This window comes from Burkholderia sp. MR1-5-21 (assembly GCF_053427715.1).
In genome coordinates this window covers 55,030-69,222 of the sequence record NZ_JBSAXD010000009.1, presented here as the reverse complement: position 1 = coordinate 69,222, position 14,193 = coordinate 55,030, and the positions used below count along the sequence as shown (strand labels likewise).

12 protein-coding genes are annotated in these 14,193 nt (G+C 68.9%); 10 read left to right on the top strand and 2 right to left on the bottom strand.

The genetic code is table 11. From position 1 onward, the window contains the following. Positions 1 to 115 precede the first annotated feature (115 nt). From aceK to bioB, 10 genes are all read left to right on the top strand, one after another. Positions 116 to 1,927 (top strand): bifunctional isocitrate dehydrogenase kinase/phosphatase, encoded by a 1,812-nt coding sequence (gene aceK / locus ACV229_RS14505; RefSeq protein WP_448083811.1) that lies wholly within the window; start codon positions 116 to 118, stop codon positions 1,925 to 1,927. Between the two features lie 48 nt (positions 1,928 to 1,975). Then, positions 1,976 to 2,728: a carbonate dehydratase gene (can, locus tag ACV229_RS14500; RefSeq protein WP_448083810.1), complete on the top strand. Its 753-nt coding sequence runs from the start codon at positions 1,976 to 1,978 to the stop codon at positions 2,726 to 2,728. A gap of 101 nt (positions 2,729 to 2,829) precedes the next feature. Continuing rightward, positions 2,830 to 4,026 (top strand): acetyl-CoA C-acetyltransferase, encoded by a 1,197-nt coding sequence (locus tag ACV229_RS14495; RefSeq protein ID WP_448083809.1) that lies wholly within the window; start codon positions 2,830 to 2,832, stop codon positions 4,024 to 4,026. A 36-nt stretch (positions 4,027 to 4,062) separates the two neighbouring features. Further along, the gene (locus tag ACV229_RS14490; protein ID WP_448083808.1) at positions 4,063 to 4,740 is read left to right on the top strand and encodes an SDR family oxidoreductase; all 678 of its coding nucleotides are present in this window, start codon (positions 4,063 to 4,065) and stop codon (positions 4,738 to 4,740) included. A gap of 29 nt (positions 4,741 to 4,769) precedes the next feature. Then, positions 4,770 to 5,207, top strand: coding sequence for a YchJ family protein (locus ACV229_RS14485; protein ID WP_448083807.1), 438 nt, complete (start codon positions 4,770 to 4,772; stop codon positions 5,205 to 5,207). Positions 5,208 to 5,314: 107 nt separating this feature from the next. Then, positions 5,315 to 6,577, top strand: a complete 1,263-nt coding sequence (locus ACV229_RS14480; RefSeq protein ID WP_448083806.1) for a dienelactone hydrolase family protein — start codon at positions 5,315 to 5,317, stop codon at positions 6,575 to 6,577. Between the two features lie 786 nt (positions 6,578 to 7,363). Next, the gene (gene bioA, locus ACV229_RS14475; protein ID WP_448083805.1) at positions 7,364 to 8,710 is read left to right on the top strand and encodes an adenosylmethionine--8-amino-7-oxononanoate transaminase; all 1,347 of its coding nucleotides are present in this window, start codon (positions 7,364 to 7,366) and stop codon (positions 8,708 to 8,710) included. After that, positions 8,707 to 9,954 (top strand): 8-amino-7-oxononanoate synthase, encoded by a 1,248-nt coding sequence (gene bioF, locus ACV229_RS14470; RefSeq protein ID WP_448083804.1) that lies wholly within the window; start codon positions 8,707 to 8,709, stop codon positions 9,952 to 9,954. The genes bioA and bioF overlap by 4 nt, the downstream gene beginning before the upstream one ends. Then, on the top strand, positions 9,951 to 10,670 hold the full coding sequence (gene bioD, locus ACV229_RS14465; RefSeq protein WP_448083803.1) for a dethiobiotin synthase: 720 nt from the start codon (positions 9,951 to 9,953) through the stop codon (positions 10,668 to 10,670). The genes bioF and bioD overlap by 4 nt, the downstream gene beginning before the upstream one ends. A gap of 37 nt (positions 10,671 to 10,707) precedes the next feature. Continuing rightward, a complete protein-coding gene (gene bioB, locus ACV229_RS14460; protein WP_448083802.1) occupies positions 10,708 to 11,727 on the top strand; it encodes a biotin synthase BioB in 1,020 nt (339 codons plus the stop codon). A 154-nt stretch (positions 11,728 to 11,881) separates the two neighbouring features. Here the strand turns inward: bioB and ACV229_RS14455 are convergent, their stop codons facing one another. Then, complete coding sequence (locus ACV229_RS14455; protein WP_448083801.1) at positions 11,882 to 12,604, bottom strand: copper homeostasis protein CutC; 723 nt, start codon at positions 12,602 to 12,604, stop codon at positions 11,882 to 11,884. A 106-nt stretch (positions 12,605 to 12,710) separates the two neighbouring features. Next, entirely contained in the window at positions 12,711 to 13,997 is a 1,287-nt protein-coding gene (locus tag ACV229_RS14450) for a sensor domain-containing phosphodiesterase (RefSeq protein WP_448083800.1), read from the bottom strand. Positions 13,998 to 14,193 lie beyond the last annotated feature (196 nt).

Sequence of the window (14,193 nt, the reverse complement as noted above, 5' to 3'; positions counted from 1 at the left end):
CGCGCAACATGCCGATCGGCGACCGACCTGGGCGCCACCCGGGATGCAATGAAAGCGCCGACTTGGGCGCTAAAATGTCGACTGGTTCCAGCCCTTTTGAGCGAGCCTGCACGCAATGAATCACTTCCCCAAACTGCTGTCGTCGCAGATCGGCTTCGACGTCGCGCAGACGATGCTCGAAAACTTCGACCGCCACTACCGGGTCTTCCGGGAAGCGGCCATCGCAGCGAAGACGCTGTTCGAGCAGGCCGACTGGCACGGGCTGCAGCGGCTCGCGCGCGAGCGGATCACGTCGTACGACGATCGCGTGCAGGAATGCGTCGAGGTGCTGGAAGACGAATACGACGCGGAGAACATCGACGACGAAGTGTGGCAGCAGATCAAGCTGCACTACATCGGTCTCCTGACGTCGCACCGGCAGCCCGAGTGCGCGGAGACGTTCTTCAACTCGGTGTGCTGCAAGATCCTGCACCGCTCGTACTTCAGCAACGACTTCATCTTCGTGCGCCCGGCGATCTCGACCGAATACCTCGAGAACGACGAGCCTGCGGCCAAGCCGACCTACCGCGCGTACTATCCCGGCACCGACGGGCTCGCGGCGACGCTCGAGCGGATCGTCACGAACTTCCAGCTCGAGCCGCCGTTCGAGGATCTCTTGCGCGACATCACGTGCGTGATGCATGCGATCCACGACGAATTCGGCCGCTTCGACGAGGCGCAGAATTTCCAGATCCACGTGCTGTCGTCGCTGTTCTTCCGCAACAAGACCGCGTACATCGTCGGCCGCATCATCAACGCGGACCGCGTGCTGCCGTTCGCGGTGCCGATCCGTCACGTGCGAGCGGGCCTGCTCGCGCTCGACACGGTGCTGCTGCGCCGCGACCAGCTGCAGATCATCTTCAGCTTCTCGCACTCGTACTTCCTCGTCGACATGAACGTGCCGTCCGCATACGTCGACTTCCTGTGCTCGATCATGCCGGGCAAGCCGAAGGCGGAGATCTACACGTCGGTCGGCCTGCAGAAGCAGGGCAAGAACCTGTTCTACCGCGACCTGCTGCATCACCTGTCGCATTCGAGCGACCGCTTCATCATCGCGCCGGGGATCAAGGGCCTCGTGATGCTCGTGTTCACGCTGCCGTCGTTCCCGTACGTGTTCAAGATCATCAAGGACCAGTTCCCGCCGCCGAAAGAGACGACGCGCGCGCAGATCATGGAGAAGTACCAGCTCGTGAAGCGCCACGACCGGCTCGGGCGCATGGCCGACACGCTCGAGTATTCGAGCGTCGCGCTGCCGCTCGCGCGGCTCGACCACGCGCTCGTGCGCGAGCTCGAGAAGGAAGTGCCGTCGCTGCTCGAATACGAGGGCGACGACCTCGTGATCAAGCACCTGTACATCGAGCGCCGGATGATCCCGCTCAACCTGTACCTGCAGAACGGCAGCGACGCGGACATCGAGCACGGCGTGAAGGAGTACGGCAACGCGGTGAAGGAGCTGATGAAGGCGAACATCTTCCCCGGTGACATGCTGTACAAGAACTTCGGCGTCACGCGCCACGGCCGCGTCGTGTTCTACGACTACGACGAGATCGAGTACCTGACCGACTGCAACGTGCGCCGCGTGCCGCCGCCGCGCAACGAGGAAGACGAGCTGTCCGGCGAGCCGTGGTATTCGATCGGCCCGCACGACATCTTTCCCGAAACCTACGGGCCGTTCCTGCTCGGCGATCCGCGCGTGCGCGACGTATTCTTGAAGCATCACGCGGATTTCTTCGAGCCTGCGCTCTGGCAGGCGAGCAAGGACAAGCTGCTGCAGGGCGAACTGCCCGATTTCTATCCGTACGACGCGTCGCTGCGCTTTTGCGTACGCTACCCGGCACGCTTCGATGCCATGGACGACGACGAAGGCGGCGCGCAGCGCGCCGCCTGAAGCCGCATCCCGAACCGACCCGATTTCCGCACACGGAACTCCACACCGATGAACACCAACGACCACCCGCTTTCACACCTGTTCGACAACAACGACGCCTGGGTCAAGCGCAAGCTCGCCGACGATCCGCAGTACTTCTCGCGTCTCGCCGACCAGCAGGCGCCCGAATATCTGTGGATCGGCTGCTCTGATTCGCGCGTGCCGGCGAACCAGATCATCGGCCTGCCGCCGGGCGAAGTGTTCGTCCACCGGAACATCGCGAACGTCGTCGTGCACACCGACCTCAACTGCCTGTCGGTGATCCAGTTCGCGGTCGACCTGCTGCGCGTGAAACACATCATGGTGGTCGGCCACTACGGCTGCTCGGGCGTGAACGCGGCGCTGCACAACCGCCGCGTCGGCCTCGCGGACAACTGGCTGCACCACGTGCAGGACGTGCGCGAGAAGCACGCGGTGCTGCTCGACGAATGGCCGATCGGCGAGGCGCGCTATCGCCGCCTGATCGAGCTGAACGCGATCGAGCAGGTCGTCAATGTGTGCCGCACGACGATTGTCAACGACGCGTGGGCGCGCGGCCAGCAGCTCACCGTGCACGCGCTCGTGTACGGCGTGCACGACGGCCGCATGCGCGATCTCGGGATGGCCGTGTCGAACGCCGAAGCGCTCGACGACACCTACCGGCGTGCAGTGGCTGCGCTGACCACGGGCGGCCAGCACTCGCCGGACAACGACATGGTCGCGGCCGATGCGGCCAAGCTCACCGAAGTCGCGCAGTCTGTCGCGGACACGTTGAAGCATTGAGCGGGGCCCGGGCAGGCGCCGAAGCGCTGACGCCAACGGACCGCGCTGCATGGGACCCGAGCAGGCGCTGAAGCGCCAACCCGGTTCGACTGGAGACGAACATGGCATCTGTTGATCACGACGATCCGATCGTCATCGCAGCGGCGGCGCGCACGCCGATCGGCGGCTTCCAGGGCGACTTCGCATCGCTCACGGCGCCGCAGCTCGGCAGCGTCGCGATTGGCGCGGCGCTCGCGCGCGCCGGTCTCGGGCCGGAGCAGGTCGATGAAGTGGTGATGGGCTGCGTGCTGCCCGCCGGCCAGGGCCAGGCGCCCGCGCGCCAGGCCGCGCTCGGCGCGGGCCTGCCGCTCGCCACCGGCTGCACGACGGTCAACAAGATGTGCGGCTCGGGAATGCGCGCGGCGATGTTCGCGCACGACATGCTCGTCGCCGGCTCGGCCGACGTGATGATCGCGGGCGGCATGGAAAGCATGACGAACGCGCCGTACCTGCTGCCGAAGGCGCGCGCCGGGATGCGCATGGGCCACGGCCAGGTGCTCGACCACATGTTCCTCGACGGCCTCGAGGACGCGTACGACAAGGGCCGCCTGATGGGCACGTTCGCCGAGGAATGCGCGAGCGAGTACCGGTTCACGCGCGACGCTCAGGACGCGTTCGCGATCGAGTCGCTCGCGCGCGCGAAACGTGCGAACGAGGACGGCTCGTTCGGCTGGGAGATCGCGCCCGTGACGGTGGCCGGCAAGAAGGGGGACACCATCGTGTCACGCGACGAGCAGCCGTTCAACGCCGATCCGTCGAAGATCCCGACGCTGAAGCCCGCGTTCAGCAAGACCGGCACCGTGACCGCCGCGAATGCGTCGTCGATCTCCGACGGCGCGGCCGCACTCGTGATGATCCGCGCGTCCACCGCCGCGCGACTCGGCATCCAGCCGCTCGCGCGCGTCGTCGGCCACGCGACGTTCGCGCAGGAACCGTCGAAGTTCACGACCGCGCCGGTCGGCGCGATCCGCAGCCTGTTCGGCAAGAACGGCTGGCGCGCCGCCGACGTCGACCTGTACGAGATCAACGAGGCATTCGCGGTCGTCACGATGGCGGCGATGACGGAATTCGACCTGCCGCACGACAGCGTGAACGTGAACGGCGGCGCCTGCGCGCTCGGCCATCCGATCGGCGCGTCCGGCGCGCGCATCGTCGTCACGCTGATCGGCGCGCTGCGCGCACGCGGCGGCAAGCGCGGCGTCGCGAGCCTGTGCATCGGCGGCGGCGAGGCGACCGCGATGGGCATCGAACTGATCTGACACCCTGAACCCACGCACTGCGAAGGAGTGGCGAGCATGAAAACCGTATTGATCGTCGGCGCGTCGCGCGGCCTCGGCCGCGAATTCGTCCGGCAATACCGGCGCGACGGCTGGAACGTGATCGCCACCGCACGCGACGACGCGTCGCTCGCGGCGCTGCGCGAGCTCGGCGCGCACGCGCATGCGCTCGACATCGCGCAGCCCGAGCAGATCGCCGCGCTCGGCTGGAAACTCGACGGCGAACGGCTCGATGCGGCCGTCGTCGTGTCGGGCATCTACGGGCCGCGCACCGAAGGGGTCGAAACGATCACATCCGACGATTTCGACGCGGTGATGCACACCAACGTGCGCGGGCCGATGCAGCTGCTGCCGATCCTGCTGCCGCTCGTCGAGGACACGCACGGCGTGCTCGCGGTCGTGTCGAGCCGGATGGGCAGCATCGGCGAGGCGACCGGCACGACCGGCTGGCTCTACCGCGCGAGCAAGGCCGCGCTCAACGACGTGCTGCGCGTCGCGTCGCTGCAGACCCGCCACGCGGCCTGCATCTCGCTGCATCCGGGCTGGGTGCGCACCGACATGGGCGGCGCGCAGGCCGCGATCGATCCGGAAACGAGCGTCACGGGCATGCGCCGCGTGATCGCCGAAGCCGGTGCGGACGTCGCGCTCGCGAACGGCCGCTTCTTCCAGTACGACGGCATCGAGCTGACCTGGTAACAACAACCCGTCGTTAATTCACGTTTCGCATGATTTCGACCCGACCAGACGCGTGCCCATGCGGCGGCGCGTCGCCCGTACCTGCCGGCCGCGCGCCGGCGCCTCGCTACGCCGCGTGCTGCGGCCGCTTCATCGACGGCGGCGAGATCGCGCCGACCGCGCTCGAGTTGATGCGTTCCCGGTACAGCGCGTACGTGCTCGGCGCGACCGACTACCTGCGCGCGACGTGGGATGCGCGCACCTGCCCCGCCGATCTGGATGCCGACCCCGCAGCACCCGACGCGCCGCGCTGGCTCGGCCTCGCGGTGAAACGCCACACGCCGCTCGACGAACGCCACGCAGAGGTCGAATTCGTGGCCCGCTACAAGGTTGGCGGGCGCGCATACCGGCTCCATGAGACGAGCCGTTTCGAGCGCGACGAACAGGGTTTCTGGCGCTATATCGACGGCGAAGTAAACGAACGCTGACAAATACTTGCTGTGGCATACGCCGGGTAATTCCTGCATTGCACAACCCAAAATTGTCAGGCTACGATGAGCCTCGGTTTGGTCAAGTTGCATGGCAGGGCTTACGAATGGCGTTCAGCAAGGTATTTGTGGGATGGATGGCGGCATGCGCGCTGTCGGCCGCTATGGCCGACACGCTGCCGAACGCCGCGCCCGCAGGCGGGCCGCTCGCCCGCGCCGAACGCTTCGACTACGGCGGCTCGGGCCTGCCGCAGGTCGCCGCAAACCTGAACGAGCAGATCGTGCGCATTCCGGCCGACGCGTCGGGCACGGTGACGCTCGAAGCCACGCTGTTCAAGCCGGATGGCCCCGGCCCGTTCCCGCTCGTCGTGTTCAACCACGGCAAGAATCCCGGCGATCTCCACGAGCAGCCGCGCAGCCGCCCGCTCGCGTTCGCGCGCGAATTCGTGCGCCGCGGCTATGCGGTGATCGCGCCGAACCGGCAAGGTTTCGCCGGCTCCGGCGGCACCTACCAGCAGGAAGGCTGCGACGTCGCGAAGAACGGTCTCGCGCAAGCGGCCGACGTCGGCGCGACGGTCCGCTACATGGCGCGCCAGCCGTATATCGACGCGTCGCGCATCGTCGTCGCCGGCACGTCGCATGGCGGGCTCGCATCGATCGCTTATGGCACCGAGGCGACGTCCGGCGTGCGCGGCATCATCAACTTCTCCGGCGGGCTGCGCCAGGATCTCTGCAACGGCTGGCAGCGCAATCTCGTCGACGCGTTCGACCAGTACGGCGCGCATTCGGCGGTGCCGTCGCTGTGGCTCTACGGCGACAACGACTCGGTGTGGACGCCGGCGCTCGTCGCGCAGATGCACGACGCGTATGCGTCGCACGGCACGCACGTGCAGTTCGTCGACTTCGGCCGCTACAAGGACGACGCGCACCGGCTGATCGTCGATCGCGACGGCGTGCCCGTCTGGTGGCCGGCCGTCAATGCGTTCCTCGCCGACCTGAACCTGCCGACATCGGTGCGCTATGCGGTCGCGAGCCCGCACGAGCCGAAGGCGTCGGGCTATGCGTCGATCGACGCAGTCAACGCGGTGCCGTTCGTCGACGAAGCCGGCCGCGAAGGCTATCGCCGCTTCCTGAGCCAGCATCCGAGCCGCGCGTTCGCTGTGTCTGACGAAGGCGCGTGGTCGTGGGCCGAGGGCGGCGACGATCCGATGGCGCTCGCGCTCGACAATTGCGCGAAGCAGGGTGCGGGTGCATGCCGGCTGTATGCGGTCAACGATCGCGTCGTGTGGAACGCGCATGCGTCGCAGACCGCAGACAACGGCGACCGCGACGACGATGCGCAGGCCGCGCGCTCGCTCGCGGCGCGCTGATCGTACGCGCCTGAGTTCCCTCTTTTCTCCTTTTTTTCCTCCGATCATTTCCATCCGCGATCGAATCGCGCATCGCACGTGACGATCGCGATCCGATGACGAAGCGCGGCCGCCCGTGCGATTCAAGCGCAGCGACGCCGGTCGTTTCGCCGCACCGGCCCCCGAGCGCACGACAGCCGGCCGCGATCGTCAATCTGCGTCATTCGTCGCCCCTGACCGCCGCGATCCCGCTACCCGGTCCCGACTTCGGCACGCGCATCGGCGGCAAGCGCGCCGCGTGTTCCGTCACGCTTTCCCGCTTTCCCGCTTTCCCGCTTTTCCGCTTTACCGCTTTACCGCTTTCCCGCTTTCCCGCTTTCCCGCTTTTCCGCTTTACCGCTTTCCCGCTTTCCCGCTTCCGCCGACGTCGCAGACACCGTCACGCACACCCAGCGCCCTTCTTCCACCCCCATTTTCCAACCCCGAACCACACCATCGCCCCACGATTTTTTTCTACTGGGGGGTGTCACTCGAACGTCGTCATCTGCACGCATTTCCGGACTACTGGACCGTACCGTTCCGAGCCGCCCCGAACTGCGCCGAACTCCCGTCCGGCAAGGCTTTGCGGCGTTTGTAACCGCCCGTGCACGGATCCGCGGAACACGCTAATCTTCCGCGGAACACGCTGATCTCAGCGCGTTTTCGTGTTTTGCATGCCGCCCTGACGGCCTGCATTGCCGTCATCCGATGCGGCGCGCCGAGCATCTGTCCGATGCCGCGCGCCGCGCGTTTTACCCCGGAGCCGTTTTGACTACGCAAGCGACCGACGACTGGGTCGCGCGCAGCCTGCGCGCGGTCTGGCACCCCTGCACCCAGATGAAGCACCACGAGCGGCTGCCGCTCATCCCCGTCGCGCGCGGCGCAGGCGTGTGGCTGTACGACCGTGACGGCCGTCGCTATTTCGACGCGATCAGCTCGTGGTGGGTCAACCTGTTCGGCCATGCGAATCCGGACATCAACGCCGCACTGAAGGACCAGCTCGACACGCTCGAGCACGCGATGCTCGCGGGCTGCACGCACGAGCCCGCGATCGAGCTCGCCGAGCGGCTCACCGCGCTCACGCAGCACACGCTCGGCCATGCGTTCTTCGCGTCGGACGGCGCGTCCGCCGTCGAGATCGCGCTGAAGATGAGCTTCCACGCATGGCGCAACCGCGGCCGCGCGGACAAGCGCGAATTCGTCTGCGTTGCGAACGGCTATCACGGCGAGACGATCGGCGCTCTCGGCGTGACCGACGTCGCACTGTTCAAGGATGCATACGACCCGCTGATCCGCCAGGCGCACGTCGTCGCGTCGCCCGACGCGCGCCTCGCGCAGCCGGGCGAGACGGCCGCCGACGTCGCGGGCCGCGCGCTCGCCGACGTGCGGCGCCTGTTCACCGAACGCGACGGCCACATCGCCGCGCTGATCGTCGAGCCGCTCGTGCAGTGCGCGGCCGGCATGGCGATGCACGATCCGTCGTACGTGCGCGGGCTGCGCGCGCTGTGCGACGAATTCGGCGTGCACCTGATCGCCGACGAGATCGCGGTCGGCTGCGGGCGCACCGGCACCTTTTTCGCGTGCGAGCAGGCCGGCGTGTGGCCCGATTTCCTGTGCCTGTCGAAAGGTATCAGCGGCGGCTACCTGCCGCTGTCGCTGGTGCTGTCGCGCGACGACATCTTCGCGGCGTTCTACGACGACGACACGACGCGCGGCTTCCTGCACTCGCACTCGTACACGGGCAACCCGCTCGCGTGCCGCGCGGCGCTCGCAACGCTCGACCTGTTCGCGCGCGACGACGTGCTCGCGCGCAACGAGCGCAACGCCGCCGCGATGCGCGACGCGCTCGCGCCGCTCGCCGCGCACGGCCAAGTGCGCCACCTGCGCGAGCGCGGCACGCTGTTCGCATTCGACGTCGCGCTCGACGGCGATGCCGCGCGCGGCTTCTCGCGGCGCTTCTTCGAGCGCGCGCTCGAACGCGAGTTGCTGCTGCGCCCGATCGGCACGACCGTCTACCTGATGCCGCCGTACGTGATGAGCGACGACGACATCGCGTGGCTTGCGCAGCGCACGCGCGACACGCTCGACGCCACCCTCGCGGAGATTGCACGATGACCCTGCTCGACACCCTGCAACGCGGCCTCGCCGAACTCGACGCGCAAGGCCTGCGCCGCGTGCGCCGCACCGCGGACACTGCGTGCGACGCGCACATGACCGTCGACGGCCGCGAGATCGTCGGCTTCGCGAGCAACGACTATCTCGGCCTCGCCGCGCACCCGGCGCTGGTCGCCGCGTTCGGCGAAGGCGCGCAGCGCTACGGCTCGGGGAGCGGCGGCTCGCATCTGCTCGGCGGGCACTCGCGCGCGCACGCACTGCTCGAGGACGAGCTCGCCGGTTTCTGCGGCGGCTTCTCCGACGCGCCGCGCGCGCTGTACTTCAGCACCGGCTACATGGCGAACCTCGCCGCGATGACCGCGCTGACGGCCAAGGACGCGACGATCTTCTCCGACGCGCTGAACCATGCGTCGCTGATCGACGGCATCCGGCTGTCGCGCGCGAACGTGCAGGTCTATCCGCACGCGGACATGACCGCGCTTGCCGCGCTGCTCGAAGCGTCGGACGCGAAGACGAAGCTGATCGTCAGCGACACCGTGTTCAGCATGGACGGCGACATCGCGCCGCTGCCGGAACTCGTCGCGCTCGCCGAGCGCCACGGCGCGTGGCTCGTCGTCGACGACGCGCACGGCTTCGGCGTGCTCGGTCCGCAAGGCCGCGGCGCGCTCGCGGCGGCCGCACTGCGCTCGCCGCACCTCGTCTACGTCGGCACGCTCGGCAAGGCGGCCGGCGTCGCGGGCGCATTCGTCGTCGCACACGAGACGGTGATCGAATGGATGATCCAGCGTGCGCGCAGCTACATCTTCACGACCGCCGCGCCGCCGGCGGTCGCGCATGCGGTATCGGCAAGCCTGAAGGTGATCGCCGGCGACGAAGGCGATGCGCGGCGCGCGCACCTCGCCGCGCTGATCGAGCGCACCCGTGCGCTGCTGCGCAAGACCCGCTGGCAGCCGGTCGATTCGCACACGGCCGTGCAGCCGCTCGTGATCGGCAGCAACGAGGCGACGCTCGCCGCGATGGCCGCGCTCGACGCGCACGGCCTGTGGGTGCCCGCGATCCGGCCGCCGACGGTGCCCGCCGGCACGTCGCGGCTGCGCATCTCGCTGTCGGCCGCGCATTCGTTCGACGATCTCGCGCGGCTCGAAGCCGCGCTGATCGACGCGAGCGAGGGCCGGATGCCCCCTTCCGGCGCGCACTCGCGCTCGCTGCCCGCCGAAGCGGCGCAACGGCGGGAGGCCGCATGAGCGCACCGCTGTCGCTGTTCGTCACCGGCACCGACACCGAGATCGGCAAGACCTTCGTGTCCGCCGCGATGCTGCACGGCTTTGCGCGGCGCGGCCTGCGCGCGGCCGCGCTGAAGCCGGTCGCGGCCGGCGCGTATGAAAAGGACGGCGTGTGGCGCAACGAGGACGCCGACCAGCTCGACGCGGCCGCGAACGTCGTGCTGCCGCCCGAGCTGCGCACGCCGTTCCTGCTGAAGGCGCCCGCGGCACCGCACATCGTCGCCGCGCAGGAAGGCGTGACGCTCGATGTCGACACGATCGTCGCGTGCCATCGCGAGGCGCTGACGCGCGCGGACATCGTCGTCGTCGAAGGCGCCGGCGGCTTCCGCGTGCCGCTCACCGACACGCACGACATGGCCGACCTCGCGGTTGCGCTCGGCGTGCCGGTCGTGATGGTGGTCGGCGTGCGGCTCGGCTGCATCAGCCATGCGCTGCTGACCGCCGACGCGATTCGCCAACGCGGCCTCACGCTCGCCGGCTGGGTCGCGAATCACGTCGATCCGGCGATGTCGTACCCGGACGAGAACGTCGCGACGATCCGCGACTGGCTCGCGCGCGAGCACCGCGCGCCGCTCATCGGCCGCATTCCGCACATGACGCCGGCCGCCCCCGAATCCGCTGCAGCGATGCTCGACGTCGCCGCGCTCATCGACACGCTGCGCGCCTCGCAGCATTGACCCCAACATTCCCCCACGCGAATCCAGGATGAACGATATGACCCAAGCCCAGACCGCTGCCGTGCAACCCGATGCGATCCCCGTGGCCGCCCCGGCCGCGCAGCGCTGGCGCGTCGCCGACGTCGTCGCGCTGTTCGAACTGCCGTTCAACGACCTGATGTTCCGCGCGCAGCAGGTGCACCGCGAGCATTTCGACGCGAACGCGGTGCAGCTGTCGACGCTGCTGTCGATCAAGACGGGCGGCTGCGAGGAGGATTGCGGCTACTGCTCGCAATCCTCGCACCACGACACCGGCCTGAAGGCGGAGAAGCTGATGGATGTCGACGCGGTGCTCGACGCCGCGCGTGCCGCGAAGGCAAACGGCGCGAGCCGCTTCTGCATGGGCGCCGCGTGGCGCAATCCGAAGGAGCGCCACATGCCGGCGCTGACCGAGATGGTGCGCGGCGTGAAGGAGATGGGCCTCGAGACCTGCATGACGCTCGGCATGCTCGAGGACGAGCAGGCGAAGGAGCTCGCCGACGCGGGTCTCGACTACTACAACCACAACCTCGACACGTCGCCGGAGTTCTACGGCCAGATCATCTCGACGCGCACGTACCAGGACCGTCTCGACACGCTCGACCGTGTGCGTGACGCCGGCATCAACGTGTGCTGCGGCGGGATCATCGGGATGGGCGAATCGCGCCGCGAACGCGCGGGCCTGATCACGCAGCTCGCCAACCTGAACCCGTATCCGGACTCGGTGCCGATCAACAACCTCGTCGCGATCGAGGGCACGCCGCTCGAAGGCACCGCGGCGCTCGATCCGTTCGAATTCGTCCGCACGATCGCGGTCGCGCGGATCACGATGCCGAAGGCCGTCGTTCGCCTGTCGGCCGGCCGCGAGCAGCTCGACGACGGATTGCAGGCAATGTGCTTCCTCGCCGGCGCGAACTCGATGTTCTACGGCGACCAGCTGCTGACGACGAGCAACCCGCAGACGCAGCGCGATCGCGCGCTGTTCGAGCGTCTCGGGATTCGCGCGAGCCAGGCGGACGCGCTCGCGACCGACGCGTAAGCACGGCACGTCGATGCATTGAAATAGCCGGGGCATGCCCCGGCTTTTTCATATCCCGACGATCCGAACGGGGTTGCGCTGCGCGTCGCGAACGACGGTGCGCTCGCCGCGCGAACGCACGCCGCCGCGCCTGTCGACCTCGGCGCCACCGGCGTCACGCGCGCGCCACCTCGTCGAGCACTGCCCGCACCTTCGCAACGAGCCGCTCGTCGACCGGCGCGAGCACCTCGCCGCGCGGCCGCACGCCCGAGCCGAAATGCACCGCGCGCACGCCGGTCGTGCGGACGAAGTCGCCGACCGCATCGGCGGTCAGCCCGGAGCCGGCCAGCACCGTGCACGTCGAGCCCTCCGCGTGCCGCACCATCCGCGCGATCGTCGCCGCCGCGTCGAGCACCGACGGATGGCCGCCCGACGTCAGCACCGACGTGACGGCCGGCACGCGCAGCAGCGCGTCGAATGCGGCGTTGAGGTCGCGCGCGACGTCGAACGCGCGGTGAAAGGTCAGCGCGCGGCCGCCGGCCGCGGCGGCGATGCGTGCGAGCGCATCGAGATCGACGTCGCCGCGCGCATCGAGCGCGCCGAACACGACGCCGTTCGCGCCGGCCGCGACCGCCGCGCGCACGTCGCGCTCGATCACCTTCAGTTCGTCGGCGTCGTAGACGAACGAGCGGCTGTGCGGCCGCACGATCACGTTGACGGGAATCGGCACCGCGGCGACGACGGTCTCGATCAGGCCGACACTCGGCGTCAGCCCGCCTTCGCCGATCGCGGTCACGAGTTCGAGCCGGTCGGCGCCGGCGCGGGCAGCGGTTTTCGCGTCGCCGACGGTCGTGGCGATCACTTCGAGCAGGATGGACGGGGCGGCGGTTCGGATCATCGGCGGCTCGCGAATCGGTATGAGGATTCACGCATCCTAGCCGACCGGTGCGGGCGACGCCAAATCACGGCCCGCGCGCGCCGCCCGTCGCGGCGCGCAGACGCTGCTACACGGCGTCGGCGTCGTCGTCGATCCAGTCGATATCGCCGCACAGCACGCGCAGCGCGTCGCCGACGCGAATCGCGACCGACAGCGTCACGCACGGCTGCGCCTCGTTGATCGACAGGTACGGCCGCGTCACCTGCACGCGCCCCGGTTCGCCGATCGCCGAGCGGAAATACGGCCGCCGCAGCCAGTTCGCGCCCTGCGCGTCCGCGAGCGGCAGGAAGCGCGCCTCGCGCGCCGCGCGATCGGCGCGCAGCACGACGTTGCGGCCCGCCTGCCGGCCCTGCGCGTCGAGCAGGAAGCAGCGCGCCGCGTGGTCGAGCGCGAGGAAGTTCCAGCACACCTCTTCGAGCGGTTCGCCGGCCGCAAGGCGCTCGGCCGCGCGCTCGAACGCGCGCAGGTGCGGCGCGAGCCGCTGCGTGTCGCGCCGCTCGCGCGCTTCGGTCTGCTGACGAAAGCGCTCGGTCAGCTCGCCGATGCAGGTGGTCGCGGCCGCGCTGTCGGGCAGCCCCGGCGCCGGACGGCCGAAGAAATAGCCCTGCACGAAATCCGCCTCGCACGACAGCGCGATCTGCGCCTCATGCTCGGTTTCGATCCCTTCGACCAGCACGAGCTTGCCGGCCTCGTGCAGCAGCGTGACGAGGCCGTGCAGGATCGCGGTCAGCCCCGTGCGATGCGCCGCGTGCGACAGCATGATCCGGTCGAGCTTCACGATATCGGGGTTGAGCTGCCAGATCCGTTCGAGGTTCGAATGGCCGGCGCCGAAATCGTCGAGCGCGATCAGGAACCCCTGCGCGCGGAACTCGCGCAGCGCGTCCGCGAGCCGTTCGAGATCGTCCGCGCGCTGCTCGAGCACTTCGAGCACGATGCGGCGCGGCGGCATGCCGAGGCGCTTCAGGTTCGCGAGCAGCGCGGCCGCCTGGAACGGATCGGTCAGCACGCCCGGATGCACATTCAGGAACAGCCATTCGCGCTCCGCGCCGAGCAGCGCGAAGTTCTCGAGATGCAGCGCCTGCGCGAGCCGGTCGAGCTGCATCAGCTCGCCGTGGCGCGCTGCCTCGCCGAATACGTCGAGCGGCGACACGGACCGGTCGAGCGGGTCGTGCGCGCGCAAGAGCGCCTCATAGCCGACCGCACGCTGGTGCGACAGGCTGAAAATCGGCTGGAACACGGTCGTGAGCGTCAGCTCGTGATGCTGCGTCGCAAGACGCTCGAAGCCGGAACTCACCTCCCGTTCGAAGCGGTACGGCGACGCGGCGGCCGGACGCTCCTGTTGCACGATCGTCATACCTCCCTCCTCCTGATGCTGGCAAACGCGGCGGCTGACGAACTGGGCGGCGCGCAATATCTCATGAACTGTCCCTCGGATTTCCGGTTGTTGTGACTTGTCGGTCAGCATGAAGCAAGCTCCGTGCGCGCTCGCGTGAGGCCCGCCACGCCGGTCCGCGCGGGGGACGCACCGGCGTGGCGCATCCCCGACGCAC